Source organism: Dellaglioa sp. CoH-57-MRSF-21 (assembly GCF_056781915.1).
In genome coordinates this window covers 58031-75139 of record NZ_JBXAXU010000001.1, presented here as the reverse complement: position 1 = coordinate 75139, position 17109 = coordinate 58031, and the positions used below count along the sequence as shown (strand labels likewise).

General features: G+C 34.5%; 17 protein-coding genes and 1 tRNA gene. 17 read left to right on the top strand and 1 reads right to left on the bottom strand.

Annotation, left to right across the window (positions count from 1 at the left end; translation table 11 throughout):
- Positions 1–129: 129 nt before the first annotated feature.
- The 17 genes from dnaN to AC1RPQ_RS00275 all read left to right on the top strand — a co-directional run bounded on the left by dnaN (position 130) and on the right by AC1RPQ_RS00275 (position 16718).
- Positions 130–1269 carry a DNA polymerase III subunit beta gene (gene dnaN, locus AC1RPQ_RS00355; protein WP_481761086.1) on the top strand — a complete coding sequence of 380 codons (1140 nt, stop codon included), beginning with the start codon at positions 130–132 and terminating at the stop codon, positions 1267–1269.
- A 311-nt stretch (positions 1270–1580) separates the two neighbouring features.
- Entirely contained in the window at positions 1581–1808 is a 228-nt protein-coding gene (gene yaaA / locus AC1RPQ_RS00350; RefSeq protein WP_057974154.1) for a S4 domain-containing protein YaaA, read from the top strand.
- A gap of 8 nt (positions 1809–1816) precedes the next feature.
- Positions 1817–2950 carry a DNA replication/repair protein RecF gene (gene recF / locus AC1RPQ_RS00345; RefSeq protein WP_409021849.1) on the top strand — a complete coding sequence of 378 codons (1134 nt, stop codon included), beginning with the start codon at positions 1817–1819 and terminating at the stop codon, positions 2948–2950.
- 19 nt (positions 2951–2969) lie between these two features.
- Positions 2970–4907: a DNA topoisomerase (ATP-hydrolyzing) subunit B gene (gene gyrB / locus AC1RPQ_RS00340; RefSeq protein ID WP_481761146.1), complete on the top strand. Its 1938-nt coding sequence runs from the start codon at positions 2970–2972 to the stop codon at positions 4905–4907.
- An 86-nt stretch (positions 4908–4993) separates the two neighbouring features.
- Positions 4994–7444 carry a DNA gyrase subunit A gene (gene gyrA / locus AC1RPQ_RS00335; protein WP_481761147.1) on the top strand — a complete coding sequence of 817 codons (2451 nt, stop codon included), beginning with the start codon at positions 4994–4996 and terminating at the stop codon, positions 7442–7444.
- Positions 7445–7641: 197 nt separating this feature from the next.
- Positions 7642–7935 (top strand): 30S ribosomal protein S6, encoded by a 294-nt coding sequence (gene rpsF / locus AC1RPQ_RS00330; RefSeq protein ID WP_409021850.1) that lies wholly within the window; start codon positions 7642–7644, stop codon positions 7933–7935.
- Positions 7936–7972: 37 nt separating this feature from the next.
- Entirely contained in the window at positions 7973–8500 is a 528-nt protein-coding gene (gene ssb, locus AC1RPQ_RS00325) for a single-stranded DNA-binding protein (protein ID WP_409021851.1), read from the top strand.
- 18 nt (positions 8501–8518) lie between these two features.
- Positions 8519–8773, top strand: coding sequence for a 30S ribosomal protein S18 (rpsR, locus tag AC1RPQ_RS00320; protein ID WP_057974148.1), 255 nt, complete (start codon positions 8519–8521; stop codon positions 8771–8773).
- 124 nt (positions 8774–8897) lie between these two features.
- Positions 8898–10910 (top strand): DHH family phosphoesterase, encoded by a 2013-nt coding sequence (locus AC1RPQ_RS00315; RefSeq protein WP_481761087.1) that lies wholly within the window; start codon positions 8898–8900, stop codon positions 10908–10910.
- 6 nt (positions 10911–10916) lie between these two features.
- Complete coding sequence (gene rplI, locus AC1RPQ_RS00310) at positions 10917–11372, top strand: 50S ribosomal protein L9 (RefSeq protein WP_481761088.1); 456 nt, start codon at positions 10917–10919, stop codon at positions 11370–11372.
- 83 nt (positions 11373–11455) lie between these two features.
- On the top strand, positions 11456–12847 hold the full coding sequence (dnaB, locus tag AC1RPQ_RS00305) for a replicative DNA helicase (RefSeq protein WP_481761089.1): 1392 nt from the start codon (positions 11456–11458) through the stop codon (positions 12845–12847).
- Between the two features lie 182 nt (positions 12848–13029).
- Positions 13030–14316: an adenylosuccinate synthase gene (locus tag AC1RPQ_RS00300; protein ID WP_481761090.1), complete on the top strand. Its 1287-nt coding sequence runs from the start codon at positions 13030–13032 to the stop codon at positions 14314–14316.
- Positions 14317–14530: 214 nt separating this feature from the next.
- Positions 14531–14740: a CsbD family protein gene (locus tag AC1RPQ_RS00295; RefSeq protein ID WP_409022828.1), complete on the top strand. Its 210-nt coding sequence runs from the start codon at positions 14531–14533 to the stop codon at positions 14738–14740.
- 386 nt (positions 14741–15126) lie between these two features.
- Complete coding sequence (locus AC1RPQ_RS00290; protein ID WP_409021856.1) at positions 15127–15372, top strand: GlsB/YeaQ/YmgE family stress response membrane protein; 246 nt, start codon at positions 15127–15129, stop codon at positions 15370–15372.
- Between the two features lie 25 nt (positions 15373–15397).
- Complete coding sequence (gene amaP, locus AC1RPQ_RS00285) at positions 15398–15952, top strand: alkaline shock response membrane anchor protein AmaP (protein WP_481761091.1); 555 nt, start codon at positions 15398–15400, stop codon at positions 15950–15952.
- 16 nt (positions 15953–15968) lie between these two features.
- Positions 15969–16169 (top strand): DUF2273 domain-containing protein, encoded by a 201-nt coding sequence (locus AC1RPQ_RS00280; protein ID WP_409021858.1) that lies wholly within the window; start codon positions 15969–15971, stop codon positions 16167–16169.
- A 30-nt stretch (positions 16170–16199) separates the two neighbouring features.
- A complete protein-coding gene (locus AC1RPQ_RS00275) occupies positions 16200–16718 on the top strand; it encodes an Asp23/Gls24 family envelope stress response protein (RefSeq protein WP_481761092.1) in 519 nt (172 codons plus the stop codon).
- A gap of 165 nt (positions 16719–16883) precedes the next feature.
- Here AC1RPQ_RS00275 and AC1RPQ_RS00270 read toward each other — a convergent pair.
- A tRNA-Lys gene (locus AC1RPQ_RS00270) sits at positions 16884–16956 on the bottom strand.
- Positions 16957–17109: the final 153 nt, after the last annotated feature.

The window sequence follows — 17109 nt, the reverse complement described above, 5'->3', positions numbered from 1 at the left end:
AGGTTATCCACATGTGAATTCTTTTATTTACATGGTCCCAACGTATTTCTTAACATGATTAACAGGCCCTACTACTGCTTCTATTCTTTTATTACTTAATTAATAACTAAACTTACCGGAGGATTTACTATGGAATTTACAATTAATCGATCAGCATTCATTAAACAATTAACAGATGTTCAAAGAGCTATTTCTTCAAAAACAACAATTCCTATATTAACGGGTATCAAAGTTGTCTTAACTGCTTCTGGTTTACTTTTAACAGGTAGTGATGCAGATGTTTCTATTGAAACTTTTTTATCTGTTGAAGATGAATCTAATAACTTAACAATTGAATCAACTGGTGAAATTGTGCTACCTGCACGATTCTTTAGCGAAATTGTTAAAAAATTACCGCAAGATACTTTTTCATTAACAGTGACTGATGGTTATCAAACTGAGATTACTTCTGGATCAGCCTCATTCAATATTAATGGGTTAGATGCAAATAACTATCCTCACTTACCAGAAATTGATACTGATGATAATTTAATTTTTTCGGGATCAATCTTAAAACAAATTATTAGCCAAACTGTTATTGCCGTTTCTAACCAAGAAAGTCGCCCTATTTTAACTGGTGTTCACTTTGTCATTGAAAATGGTGAGTTTTTAGCAGTCGCAACAGATAGTCATCGTTTGAGCCAACGTAAAATTACATTGGAAGGCGCAAACGATGCAAAATATGATGTTATTATTCCTGGTAAATCTTTAGTAGAATTATCACGAATGATTGACGATTCTAATCCAGATATTGAAATGCGTATTTCAGAAAACCAAGTACTCTTTATTCTTGGAAATACCTCATTTTATTCACGTTTATTAGAAGGAAATTATCCTGATACAACTCGTCTAATTCCTAAAGAATCAGCTACAGACATTGAGTTTAATGCGCCTAAATTATTATCAGCAATTGAACGTGCGTCATTACTATCACATGAAAGCCGTAATAACGTTGTTAAACTAGCGATTAATACGGCAGAACAAAAAGTTGTCATTTATAGTAACTCGCCTGATGTTGGTAATGTTGAGGAAGCATTAGAATTTAGCAATTTATCAGGAAATGATCTTGAAATTTCATTTAATCCAGACTATATGAAAGATGCTTTAAGATCATTTGGACAAACTGAAATTAAAGTTGCGTTTACACAACCATTACGACCATTTACCTTAGTCCCAACTGAAGATACAACGCAATTTATTCAATTAATTACACCAGTTCGAACATTCTAATTAATTGTTCGTGTATGAATAACTAATAAAAATAGAGTAAAAGCAGCCAATAAAACTGTTTTTACTCTATTTTTTTAGGTAAATTATATTAAAAGTGAGAAATGAATTTTATGGTTTGATTTTGACTAAAAAAATAAGGCAATAGTGAATTGTAGTCATTTAATTAAAAATATAGCCTTTTAAGTAATTTTAGAGTAAAAAGACTAATTAAAACTTAAATCGCTTAAATCGGCTTAAAATGAGATGTGAAATTGTAATTTTGCGAAAAAAAAGGTATAATAGAAAAGGAAGAAAATGGAGGTTGACGACAATTGAAATCAGATATTTATTTAGAAACACCTTACATGATGCTACAACAAGTTTTGAAATCAGAAACAATTATTAATTCTGGTGGCGAAGCAAAATGGTTTTTACGTGAAAATGAAGTCCTTGTAAATGGTGAATTAGAAGACCGACGTGGACGTAAATTATACCCTGGCGATGTTATTGAAGTTCCAGGTATTGCAATTATTACGATGCATTCAATGGACGAAAAGTAGGCTTATCAATGTATCTAGAAAATTTAACCTTGAGGGATTATCGTAACTATGAAGATTTAAATATCTCATTTTCACCAGCAATCAATATATTACTTGGTGAAAATGCTCAGGGTAAAACGAATTTATTGGAAGCAATTTATGTGTTATCAATGACTCGAAGTCATAGAACGAATAATGATAAAGAGTTGATTAAGTGGGATAAGACAGCTGCGATAATCCAAGGTCGGGTGAATAAGCAAGTAGGGTCATTGCCACTCGAGATTCAAATTAATTCTAAAGGTAAAAAAGCTAAAGTTAATCATCTTGAACAGGCCAAATTGTCACAGTACATTGGACAGTTCAATGTGATTTTGTTTGCACCAGAGGATTTAGCCCTTGTAAAGGGTGCCCCATCAGTAAGAAGAAGATTTGTTGATATGGAATTTGGCCAAATTAATGCACGTTATTTATATAATTTAGGTCAATACCGAACTATTTTGAAACAGCGTAATCAATATCTAAAACAGTTACAGCATAAAAAAGACCAAGATTTAGTTTTTTTAGATGTATTATCTGATCAATTAGCTGCTTTTGGCGCAGAAATTGTACATCAACGCTTAATATTTCTTAAACAACTTGAATTCTGGGCTAACCAATTACAAGAAGAGATTACACAGTCCGCTGAAACGTTAACATTTGAGTATGCCACTCATTTGGAAAACGCGTCAGAAAAAACGATTGAACAGTTGTATACGCAATTACAAAATGATTTAAAAAAATCAATAAAAAAAGAAATATTTCAAGGGACAACCTTAGCTGGGCCACATCGTGATGATGTGCGTTTTTTAATTAACGGCAAAAACGTTCAAACATATGGATCTCAAGGACAACAAAGAACAACAGCATTATCAGTCAAATTAGCCGAAATTGAGTTAATGAAAGAGGAAACTGGGGAATATCCAGTCCTTCTTTTGGATGATGTTCTTTCTGAATTGGATGATATGCGTCAAACACATCTTTTGAAGACGATTCAAAATAAGGTTCAAACATTTTTAACAACACCAAACTTAAGTGGTATTGCTAGATCGTTAATTAATGAACCTAAGATTTTTCATATTAATCAAGGTAACTTACTCGAAGAGGAGGAACATATAGTTGACTGATCAAGAGAAACAAGCTGAAATAGCAGAAGAATTACATGAAGAAAAAGCAAAAGAATATGATGCGAGCCAAATTCAAGTTTTAGAAGGACTTGAAGCTGTTAGAAAACGTCCCGGTATGTATATTGGAACAACGGCTTCACAAGGTCTTCATCACTTAGTTTGGGAAATTATTGATAATGGTATCGATGAAGCATTGGCTGGTTTTGCCGATGAAATTAATGTTGTTGTCGAAAAAGACAACAGTATAACAGTTCGTGATAATGGACGTGGTATCCCTGTTGATATCCAAGCAAAAACAGGCCGTCCAGCGCTTGAAACCGTTTTTACAATTTTACATGCTGGGGGTAAATTTGGCGGTGGTGGTTATAAAGTTTCTGGTGGACTTCATGGAGTTGGTGCTTCAGTTGTTAATGCATTATCAACTGAGCTAGATGTTCAGGTTATTCGTGAAGGTAAAGTCTACGGTATGGACTTTGCTCGCGGTAAAGTTAAAACAGAGATGTCAGTTGTAGGTGAAGCACCTGAAAATGAACATGCAACGATTGTTCATTTTGTACCGGATTCTGATATTTTTACGGAAACAACTGTCTATGATATTAAAGTATTAACAACGCGAATTCGTGAATTAGCATTCTTGAATAAAGGCCTTAAAATTACGATTGATGATAAACGTGATGGTGGACCCGGATTACAAGAATTCCATTATGCCGGTGGTATTAAGCATTATGTTGAATACTTAAATAAAAATAAAGATGTTATTTTCCCAGAACCTATCTATGTTGAAGGTGAACAAAAAGGGATTATTGTTGAAGTTGCCCTCCAATATACAGATGATTATCATAGTAATTTATTAACTTTCACAAATAATATTCATACTTATGAGGGTGGTACTCATGAATCTGGTTTTAAGACAGCCTTAACCCGGGTTATAAATGATTACGCTCGTAAAAATAATCTTATGAAAGAAAATGATGCTAATCTTTCTGGTGAAGATGTTCGTGAAGGATTGACGGCTGTTGTCAGTATTAAACATCCAGATCCTCAATTTGAAGGTCAAACAAAAACAAAATTAGGTAATTCAGATGCGCGTACGGTTACTGATCGTACTTTCTCTGAACATTTTACTAAGTTTTTAATGGAAAATCCTAAAGAAGCTAAAATTATTGTAGAAAAAGGCTTATTAGCTGCTAGAGCTCGAGTAGCTGCTAAACATGCTCGTGAAGTAACACGTAAAAAAAGTGGGCTTGAAATCAGTAACTTACCCGGTAAGTTAGCTGATAATACAAGTAAAGATCCTGCAATTAGTGAATTATTTATCGTCGAAGGTGATTCAGCCGGCGGTTCAGCTAAACAGGGTCGTTCACGGTTAACACAAGCTATCTTACCGATTCGTGGTAAGATTTTGAATGTTGAAAAAGCAAGTTTAGATAAAATTTTAGCCAATGAAGAAATTCGTTCATTATTTACAGCTATGGGAACAGGTTTTGGTGGCGAATTTAATGTTGAAAAAGCTAATTATCATAAATTAATTATTATGACTGATGCTGATGTCGATGGTGCCCATATTAGAACGTTATTATTAACACTGTTCTATCGTTACATGCGTCCACTTGTTGAAGCAGGATTCGTGTATATTGCGCAACCACCTTTATATCAAATTAGACAAGGTAAGATGATTCGTTATGTCGATACTGAAGAAGAATTAGAAGAAATTCAAGGGCAATTGGCACCAACACCAAAACCCGTTATTCAACGATATAAAGGTCTTGGAGAAATGGATGCTTCTCAATTGTGGGAAACAACTATGGATCCAGATGCTCGTCGTTTATTACGTGTTAACGTCGACGATGCCATTGAAGCTAATGATGTCTTTAATATGTTAATGGGTGATCGTGTAGAACCTAGACGTGAATTTATTGAAAAAAATGCCACTTACGTAGAAAACTTAGATATTTAAAAACTTAGTCGTAAAGGAGGTTGAAAATTTTGGCAGAAGAATTACCAGCTACAAGCCGGATAAAAGATGTTAATCTTTCCGGAGAAATGAAAAAATCATTCTTGGATTATGCTATGAGCGTTATTGTTGCTCGTGCACTTCCTGATGTTCGAGATGGGTTGAAACCTGTCCATCGTCGTATTTTATACGGGATGAGTGAATTAGGGATTACGCCTGATAAACCATACAAAAAATCAGCTAGAATTGTTGGGGATGTTATGGGTAAGTACCATCCTCATGGTGATTCATCGATTTATGAAGCGATGGTTCGTATGGCCCAAGACTTTAGTTACCGTTACATGTTAGTTGATGGGCATGGTAACTTTGGTTCTGTCGATGGTGATGGCGCTGCTGCTATGCGTTATACTGAAGCTAGAATGAGTAAAATAGCTGTTGAAATGATGCGTGATATCAATAAAGATACCATTGATTTCATGGATAATTACGATGGCAGTGAACATGAACCAGTTGTTTTACCTGCGCGTTTTCCTAACTTATTAGTTAATGGTGCAACAGGTATTGCCGTTGGTATGACAACGAATATTCCGCCACATAATTTGTCAGAAGTTATTTCTGGATTACATATTTTGATGGATAATCCTGATGCAACTGTGGCTGATTTGATGGAGGCTATCCCTGGTCCTGATTTTCCAACTGGGGCTACTGTTCTAGGTAAATCTGGTATTCGTAAAGCTTACGAAACAGGTAAGGGAACAATAACAATTCGTTCAAAAGTTGAAATTGAAGAACAAAAGAATGGTAAAGAACGTATTATCGTTGATGAACTTCCTTACATGGTTAATAAAGCACGTTTAATTGAACGTATTGCTGATTTAGCTCGTGATAAAAAAATTGAAGGTATCACTGATATTAATGATGAGTCTGATCGTGAAGGATTACGAATTGTGATCGATATTCGTCGTGATATGAGTGCTTCAGTTGTGTTGAATAACCTTTATAAATTAACGTTATTACAAACATCTTTCAGTTTTAATATGCTAGCAATCGTTAATGGTATTCCAAAAGTTCTAAGTTTAAAGGAAATGCTTGTTTATTACCTTGAACATCAAGAAAAAGTTATCCGTCGTCGTACGCAATTTGAATTGAAAAAGGCACGTGCTCGCGCACATATCCTTGAAGGTTTAAGAATTGCACTCGATCATATTGATGAAATTATTAGAATTATCCGTAGCTCAAATACGGGTGAACTTGCTAAAAATCAATTGATGGGTAATTATGGTTTATCAGATAAACAAGCTCAAGCTATTTTAGATATGCGATTAGTTCGTTTAACTGGTTTAGAACGTGAAAAAATTGAAGAAGAATATCAAAATTTAATGGCATCAATCGCTGATTTTGAAGATATTTTGGCTCATGACTCACGTATTCATGATATTATTTATCAAGAATTGTTAGATTTACAAGCTAAATTTGGTGATGAACGTCGTACTGAATTATTAATTGGCGAAGTATTGAATCTTGAAGATGAAGATTTGATTGAAGAAGAAGAAGTTATGATTACATTAACGCATAACGGTTATGTAAAACGTCTTGCAACTGATGAATTCAAAGCACAAAACCGTGGTGGCCGTGGCGTTCAAGGTATGGGTGTTCATGATGATGACTTTATTGAACATCTTGTGTCGACATCAACGCATGATACCCTACTATTCTTCACGAATGCTGGTAAAGTGTACCGTATGAAGGGGTATGAAATTCCTGAATATGGACGCACAGCTAAAGGAATTCCTGTCATTAATCTTTTAGGGGTTAATTCTGGTGAGAAAATCCAAGCTGTTATCAACGTAAGCAAGCAAGAAAATGATGAACGTTATCTTTTCTTTACGACGCTTAACGGAACAGTTAAGAGAACACCGGTGTCAGAATTTTCTAACATACGAAATAATGGTTTAAAAGCGATTAAATTGCATGATGAAGATGAATTAATTAACGTTGCTATCACAGATGGCACGCAGAATATGATTATTGGAACGCATCGAGGTTACGCAGTATCATTTGCTGAAAATGATGTTCGTTCAATGGGTCGTTCTGCTTCTGGTGTTCGTGGTATTCGGTTAAGAGAAGATGATTACGTTGTAGGAGCTGATTTATTAGCTGCTGATAGTCACGTATTTATCATTTCTGAAAAAGGATACGGTAAGCAAACACCCGCTTCGGCTTATGCAATTAAAGGCCGTGGTGGAAAAGGAATTAAGACAGCTAACATTTCTGAAAAGAATGGACCAATTGCTGGGTTAGCAACCGTTCAAGGTGATGAAGATATCATGTTAATTACGGATCAAGGTGTTATGATTCGCTTTAATGTGAAGAACGTGTCAAAAACGGGCCGTGCTACTTTAGGAGTTCATTTAATTCGAATTGATGAGAATGCTAAAGTTGCAACAATGGCAAAAGTTGAAGCTACTCCTGAAGAAACAACTACTATTTTAGATGCAGTTGTATCAGACGTTGAAAGTGAAACAAATGACTTAGAATAAACTAAATTAAAAAAATAAAATAAAATCCTAATTAACGGCGTACTTAATAAGTGTGTAGTTAATTAGGATTTTCTTGCTTTAAGTGAATGGCAGTGATATAATTTTAGTTCGTAAGTGTCTATGGCATTAAATAGATAACTTTCCTTGTTCTTGCCACGAGGTAAGGACCTAAAGTCCATAAGGAGGTGTAAACAGTCATGAGTAAATATGAAATTACTTATATCATCCGTACCGATCTTGATGAAGCAGCTAAAGCAGCTTTGATCGAACGTTTCGATGGTATTTTAACAAGTAATGGTGCAGAAATCGTTACTTCAAAAGACTGGTCAAAACGTCGTCTTGCATACGAAATCAGCGGTTATAATGAAGGTATCTACCATATCATTAATGCTACAGCCGATGACGATATCGCAATTAACGAATTTGATCGTCTTTCAAAGATTAATGAAGGAATCTTGCGTCATATGATCATTAACAGAGATGAAAAATAATTCATTTTAATAAAATAACGGAGAGGAGCAATACATTATGATTAATAGAACAGTACTTGTCGGACGTTTAACAAGAGACCCTGATTTACGCTACACAGCTAGTGGTGCTGCAGTTGCAACTTTTACAGTTGCAGTTAATCGACAATTCACGAACGCTTCTGGCGAACGTGAAGCCGATTTTATTAACTGTGTTATCTGGCGAAAAGCAGCCGAGAACTTCGCTAACTTTACGCATAAAGGTTCTTTAATTGGTGTCGATGGACGAATTCAAACGCGTTCATATGATAATCAACAAGGAACTCGCGTGTATGTTACTGAAGTTGTCGTAGAAAACTTTTCGTTGCTTGAATCAAAATCTCAATCAAGCCAACAACAAGGTAACGCTAATAATCAAAGCAGCGCTCCTCAATCAAGTTCATCATCAAATAACAATGCTAACCCATTTGGTGGCGCAAGTTCGAATAATAATTCAAACACAACGCAATCTAATGATTCAGCAACAGTTGATCCATTTGCAAATAATGGCCAACAAATTGATATTTCTGATGACGACCTACCATTCTAATTAGAGGAGGAAACTCACATGGCACAACAACAACAACGTAGAGGTGGTGGCGGTGGCGCACGTCGTCGACGTAAAGTTGACTTCATCGCAGCTAACCACATCGATTATATCGATTATAAAGATACAGACTTGTTAAAACGTTTCATTTCAGAACGTGGTAAGATTTTACCTCGTCGTGTTACGGGAACAAGCGCTAAAAACCAACGCAGTTTAACAATTGCAATTAAACGCTCACGTATTATGGGCTTATTACCATTCGTTTCAGAAGAATAGTAATATCTAGGGAAGACTATGCAAATAGTCTTCCCTTTTTTTGTACTATCAGCAAGATTTGTGCAGGTAAATGGGGAATGTGATAAAATAGATAACATCTAGGATTTACAGATGAGGAGATACTATGAAAAAGTTCCTTTCAAACGAGAAACTTCCCAGTTTTTTGAAGAATGAACGCTTAAGATGGATTGCGATTTTTATCGTAATTATGTCTTTATTTAGTGTTGTTCTGTCTTTTACAGTTAATTTATTTTTAGGACTTATATTGTTAATTATTGCGTTGGGTGCTACCAGCGCAAGTATGTATATTATGTCCCAAATTACGGCAAATACTAATGAATATATATCGGAATTATCATATCGTATTAAACGTAGTGAACAAGAAGCGCTTATCAAAATGCCAATTGGTATTTTGATTTTTAACGAACAAAATGAGATTGAGTGGGTTAATCCATACTTACAACCTTATTTTGAAAAAAATGATATTTTAGGTAAGAAAATAGAGAGCGTCGATGAATCGTTATCGACGATTATTACAGATAACGCTGAGACTAAAGGCTTGGTGAAAGTAACATGGCATGAAAAAGATTTTGAAATGATCATACAAAATGATATTCATGTTGCTTACCTGATGGATATTACGCGTTATTCATCAATTGAAAAAGAATTTGAAGCAGAGCGCGTTGTTATCGGTCAAGTGTTCTTAGATAATTATGATGAAGTAACGCAATCTATGTCAGATAAGAATGTTTCTAATTTAAGTAACTTTGTCACAAATGAGTTATCTAATTGGGCGCGTCGTTATGGGATGTATTTAAAAAGAACGGATTCAGATCGATTTTTTATTTTAGTTCATGCCCATTCTTTACAACAAATTGAAGAAGAAAAATTTAAAATTTTAGATCGAATTCGCGATCGGACATCCAAACAAAACTTTCCGCTCACATTGAGCATGGGAATTGCCTATGGCGATGGCGATTTGAATTCACTTGCAAAATTAGCTCAAAGCAATTTAGATCTTGCTTTAGGTCGAGGTGGGGATCAAGTTGTCGTTAAATCACCTGAAGAGCAAGCAAGATTTTATGGTGGTAAAACTAATCCGATGGAAAAACGGACTCGGGTTCGTGCTAGAATGATTTCTCAAGCGTTACAAGAAATAATGAAACCAATGGACCAAGTCTTCGTTATGGGACATCAGAGCCCAGATATGGACTCTGTAGGAGCTTGTTTGGGCATTAGACGAATCGCTTTGATGAATAATATGAAATGTTGGATTGTTTTAGATCAAACCGCTATTCATTCAGATGTACAACGATTGATGGAAGAGTTAGATCAATATCCTGATATCAAATATAATATTATTACACCTGAAGAAGCAGTAGAAAAAGCAACAGAACAGAGTTTACTGGTGATGGTTGATCATTCTAAACCCTCTATTTCTGGTAGTCCTGAATTGTATGAAAAACTTAAAAATCGTCTGATGGTTATTGATCATCATCGTCGTGGAGAAGAATTCCCTGAAAATCCAATGTTAGTTTATATTGAACCTTATGCATCATCAACCTGTGAACTGATTACTGAAATGTTTGAATATCAATCAAAAGATAGTGAACCAATTAATAAAATTGAAGCAACTGCGATGTTAACGGGAATTATTATTGATACGAAGTCGTTTTCATTAAGGACGGGTACACGAACATTTGATGCAGCCAGTTATTTAAGGTCCGTTGGGGCTGATTCAACAATGGTTCAAAACTTTATGAAAGAAAATGTTGATAGTTACTTGAAGCGTAATCATTTAATTGATAAAGTAGAGTTCATTAATACTGATTTAGCATTATGTGTGGGTGAAGATGATACGATTTATGACCCAGTTACAGCAGCACAGGCAGCAGATTCATTATTATCTATTTCAAGTGTATCAGCGTCATTTGTTGTCACAAAACGATCAGAAAATCGTGTTAGTATCTCTGCTAGAAGTACAGGGACGACTAATGTTCAAGTTGTTATGGAACAAATGGGCGGCGGCGGTCACTTATCAAATGCTGCGACTCAGTTAACTGGTGTGAGTGTAAGTGAAGCTGCAGAACAATTAGTTAATATTTTAACGACAAAAAAAGATGAAATTAAGGAGTAGTTGATTATGAAAGTTATATTTTTAGAAGATGTTCGCGGAAAAGGTAAACGTGGAGAAATTAAAGAAGTACCAAGCGGCTATGCTCAAAATTTTTTAATTAAAAATGGTAAAGCAAAATTAGCTACAAATTCAGCAATGAGTTCTTTAAAGGGACAACAAAAAGCTGAAGAAAAAAAAGCTGAAGAAATTTTAAAAGAAGCTAAAGATGAAAAAATCGTTTTAGAAGATGATAAGACAGTTGTTGAATTAACAGCTAAAGCGGGCGAAGATGGCCGTTTATTTGGCTCAATTCCTAGCAAGCAAATTGTACAAGCTATGGAAAAACAATACGGAATTAAAATCGACAAACGTAAAGTTGAACTACCAGAACCAATTCGTGCCTTAGGATTCACGAATGTACCTGTTAAGTTACATGTTGATGTAACAGCAATGATTCGTGTTCATGTTTCGGCTAATAACTAAAGTAGTATTTATTTGAAAAGCTGGCAAAATTTGATTTTGTCCAGCTTTTTTCTTGATTTTAGAAGTAAGGAGAACACGATAAAATGAATAATGAACTATTAACAGACCAAACGCCACCACAGAATATTGAAGCGGAACAAGCCGTTTTGGGCGCTGTCTTTTTAAAGAGTGATGCTCTTGTTGAGGCAATGGAATACTTGGAGCCCGAAGACTTCTATCAACGTCGCCATCAATTGATATTTGCGGCTATGGTGGATCTGAATGATAAAGATGAAGCTATTGATATTGTTACGATTCAAGATAATTTAACTTCTAAAAATCAAATGGATGATATTGGCGGTGTTAGCTATATTGTTGAATTAGCTGGCTCTGTACCAACGGCTGCGAACGTTCAGTATTATGCTAAAATTGTTGAAGAAAAATCAATGATTCGACGCTTAATTGCGACAGCGACATCTATTGCAACTAAGGGTTTATCACAAGATGATGATGTTGCAACGCTTTTAGATAATGCTGAACGTGAAATTATGAGCGTATCTGAAAAAAGAAATAGTAGTGGTTTTCAAGCTATCGCTGATGTATTAAAAAGTACATTTACAAATATTGAAAAGTTAGCTAAAGAAGGCGATACAATTACTGGATTGTCGACAGGTTATCCAGAGTTGGATAAAATGACTGCCGGGTTACATCCAGATGAGTTAATCATTTTAGCTGCTCGTCCGGCTGTTGGTAAAACAGCTTTTGCGTTGAATATTGCTCAAAACGTAGCAACTAAAACTGATGAAACTGTCGCTATTTTTAGTTTAGAAATGTCAGCAGAATCATTAGTTAGTCGTATGTTATGTGCTGAAGGTAGTATTAATGCGAATCACTTACGAACGGGACAATTAGACGAATCAGAATGGTCAAATTTGATTGTGGCAATGAATTCATTATCAAAGGCTAATATCTTTATTGATGACACTGCTGGGTCAAAGATGGCTGAAATTCGGGCAAAATGCCGTCGATTAGCGAAGGAAAAAGGTGGACTAGGGTTAATCGTTGTTGATTATTTACAGTTGATTGAAGGTTCAGGACGCGAAAGTCGACAACAAGAAGTCTCAGAAATTTCTCGTCAAATGAAGAAATTAGCGAAAGAATTAAGTGTTCCAGTTATTGCATTGTCTCAATTATCCCGTGGTGTTGAACAACGCCAAGATAAACGACCAGTGTTATCAGATATTCGTGAATCTGGTTCTATTGAACAAGATGCAGATATTGTTGCATTTTTGTATCGAGATGATTATTATGAACGCGATACTGATGAAGATGAAGACGGGAATCTACCTGATCCAAGGGATGAAGATGACCAAAATGTTGGTGAAGTTGAAGTTATTATTGAAAAAAACCGTGGTGGCGAACGAGGTACAGTTAAATTATTATTTGTTAAATCATATAATAAATTCTCGTCACTTGCCTATAGACCAGAAGGCTAGAAAATATTCCTTAGTGGGATATTTTTTTTGAATAAAAAGAGAAACGTTCGTTATATAGTTGATAAATGTTTATATAAAATACAAACGTTCGTATTTTAGTTGTATTTGAACTGCTTTATTGCTATAATATTCTAGGATTGTATTTATGAATTTAAAATATAAATTATGAGGTGGATGAAAATATGTCATCAGTAGTTGTAGTAGGTAGCCAATGGGGCGATGAAGGAAAAGGTAAAATTACAGATTTCTTAAGTCAAAATGCCGATGTTATTGCACGGTATCAAGGTGGCGATAACGCCGGACACACAATTGTATTTGAAGGCAACACTTACAAATTACATTTGATTCCATCAGGTATTTTCTTTCAAGATAAATTAAGTATCATTGGTAATGGGGTTGTTGTGAATCCTAAAGCTTTATGTGAAGAACTTGATTATCTACAAAAACTCGGCGTTAAAGGAGATAATTTACGTATTTCTGACCGCGCTCATGTTATTTTGCCATACCATATTCTACTTGATGGCTTACAAGAAGCTGCTAAAAAAGAAGATAAGATTGGGACGACTAATAAAGGTATTGGACCAGCTTATATGGATAAAGCTGCTAGAATTGGTATTAGAATTGCTGATTTAATGGAAAAAGAAACTTTCTCAGCAAAATTAAAAAATAATTTAGAACAAAAAAATCGTGAATTTACAAAATTATATGATCATGAACCACTTGAATTTGATGATATTTTTGAAGAATATTTTGCCTATGGCCAACGTTTGAAACGATACGTAATGGACACGTCAGTTATTATTAATGATGCACTAGATTCTGGTAAGAAAGTCTTATTTGAAGGTGCACAAGGTGTTATGTTAGATATTGATCATGGAACGTACCCATTTGTAACTTCTTCAAATCCAATTGCAGGTGGCGCAACAGTCGGTGTTGGTGTTGGACCTGCTCAAATAAATACAGTTGTTGGTGTCTGCAAAGCCTATACATCACGTGTAGGGGATGGTCCTTTTCCAACTGAACTATTAGATGAAATCGGTGATACTATCCGTGAAGTTGGACATGAATATGGTGTAACAACAAAACGTCCACGTCGTATTGGCTGGTTTGATAGTGTTGTTATGAATCATTCCAAACGTGTTTCAGGATTGACTAACTTATGTTTAAACAGTATTGATGTTTTAACTGGATTAAAAGAAGTTAAAATTTGTACAGCATACGAATTAAATGGTGAAATTATTCATCGTTATCCAGCTAGTTTTAAAGAATTATCTCAATGTAAACCAGTATATGAAACATTACCTGGTTGGACTGAAGATATTACTCAAATGAAAACTCTTGCAGAATTACCTGAAAATGCTAGAAATTATATTAGACGTATTGAAGAAATCGTTGATGTTAAAATTTCAACATTCTCAGTTGGACCCGATCGTGATCAAACAAATGTTTTAGATGATGTTTGGGCATAAATAAGTAATAGGTTGATAGTAATGTGAGAAAAGTCAAAGTTAATACTTTGATTTTTTTTTATTTAATCAATAACTAAGTAGATAAATAACCTTAATTAATTAGAGCTTAAAAATTTATATAACTTATATATTTGATAAGTCGAATATGTTGCATACGCTTTCTTTGGATGTTACTATCGGTATGTAGACAAATATATTATGAGGAGGAAACATGATGACAAATGAAGATAGATTAGATGCAAAGAAAGATCAAATTAAGGGTAAAGTAACAGAAACTAAAGGTAAATTGACAGGAGACAAGCAAGAAGAAGTTAAAGGTAAAGCGGAAGGTTTCCTTGGTAAAGCGAAAGATAAATTAGAAGATGTCAAAGATGATGTTGCAGAAAAAATAGATGAAGTTATGGACAAACGTAAAAAGAAATAGTAATTTCATTGGGTTCTCGCACTGCTTACAATAAGCAGTGCGAGTTTTTTTTATTTCTTTTTATTAGCCGAAGTTAGATAAATAATAGGCTTATCTTGTGAGTATAGTACCTATCAGTTCATCTTATTCACTCAGATATTCATAGATCTTATTTTGTTTAACTTTATGTGATTAATTAAGCAACGAGGAAAACAAAGATAGTTATTTATCTTTATTTTTTGGTGTATATAAGTTTAAGTACCTGGGAAAGAGATTCATTAAGTTTCATAGATTGAGCGTAATAAAATCGTTTCATTTGCAAGCGATTTCAAATAATGGTATATTACATATAACGAATAGTTAATATAATAAATAACTATTTAATATAAACAAAGGAGGAACATATTATGATTTGGTCATTAATTGTAGGTGCTATTATTGGTGCTGTTGCAGGGGCGATTACTAATCGCGGTGAGTCGATGGGATGGATAAGTAACATCATCGCTGGACTAGTTGGGTCAGCTCTTGGTCAAAGTGTCCTTGGTCATTGGGGACCTAGCTTGGCAGGAATGGCAATTATCCCTTCTATCATTGGTGCGATAATTTTAGTTTTAATTGTTTCAGCTATATTTGGTATAAAAGCAAGGAAGTAAATCAAGTCAAGAGAGAGGTATGTTTATGAAGAAGAGTAAAAAAATTATTCTGAGTATAGTCAGCCTCGGATACTTGATTGGGCTTAGCTTGCTGATTTGGCCAGAAATAATTGAGAAAATAACTAAAATGCTTGAACATTTTAACGTTAGTACAAATTTTCAGAGTAACGATTTTATCTTCTATTATGGGATTGTGTTATTGCTATTAACAGTCTTCATATTTTTGTTAATACTTTTGTGGCCTGCGCAACTACCAGATATTCCTTTGAAGCAAACTAAAGAAGGAAGACTTGCTTTAAGTAACCAGGGTATTAGCCAATTTATCAAGACAAAGTTGTCTAGTGAAGACTTATCTAATATTAAAGTTACGTTGAAGAATACACGACGTCAGCGAAAGATCCATATTGTTGCAGATTCAGTTTACCAACAGTCTACAGTTGGACAATTACCTCGTATTACGAGTGAATTAACTGAGAATCTCAATGATCTATTAGCTGGATCTAGTCATATTCCTATCAAAGTAGATATTAAGGTAAGTAAAAAATCAAATTCAAAACGTAAAGTTACACGGGTAGTTTAAGAGGGAGTGTGCATAAATGAAAGATAAAATGTCAATTAATATTGGAGTTGGTAGTGCTCTAGGATTTATCATATCCTCGTTACTTGTAACTGTAGGATTTTGGAAGACGATTATCATTATGATTGTGACACTGTTAGCAGGATGGATTGGTTATCTATTTAAAGAATATGATATTGATCTGTCATTTATTTCAAAAATTTTCACGCGGAAAAATTGATTATTTTAAAAATCGAAAGGAGTCTTAATTATGACTACAGAAAAAACAAATACGCAGGGAACAAAGACTGAACCAAAGGGGACATTGACATTTGATGACAAGGTTATTCAAAAAATAGTCGGTTATGCAATTGAAAATGTATCTGGTCTCTTGGGTGTGGATGGTGGATTTGTCGCAAATATTAAAAATAAACTTGTAAATAGTGATAATCCAACAGATGGCATCGGCGTTGAGGTTGGCAAGGAACAAGTTGCGGTTGATTTAAATATTATTATGGCATATGGGCACAATGCACATGATATTTATAAACAGTTAACGGAAGTTATTAATAAACAAGTAAAGGAAACAACAGATTTAGCTTTAATTGAGTTGAATGTTGAAGTAGTAGACATTCAAACACCAAAAGAATTTGATGATTCACAAACAAGTTTACAAGATCGTGTATCTGATGCAGGTAGTACTATTAAAGAAAAAACAACAGATGGGGTAGATGCCGTTAAAAAAACGACCTCTCAGGTAGTAAATAAAGATGATGACCGGGTTAAATAGCGTTGAACAAATAATAAGATTTAAATCTAGTTAAGAGAAATCCGATAGGGTTTCTCTTTTTTTGTTTCACGTGAAACATCAATAAGTAAATGAGAACACAAAAAAAGCACCTAGCCGCAGCTAGATGCTTCAACATATCTTGCGATATGTTGGGTTTGGCACCCATGGGTGGTTAGGGGCTCGAACCCTAGACCCACGGATTAAGAGTCCGTTGCTCTACCAACTGAGCTAACCACCCAAACCATTAATAATAATTCATCAACGTTAAATATATTATCATATATACTAATAAAAGACAATAACTTTTCGAAAAAGGATTTGGGTAAATTTAATCACTGTGTTTGGCAATGATGATTGAATAGGCTATAATAATGGAGGGTTAAGAAGTTGT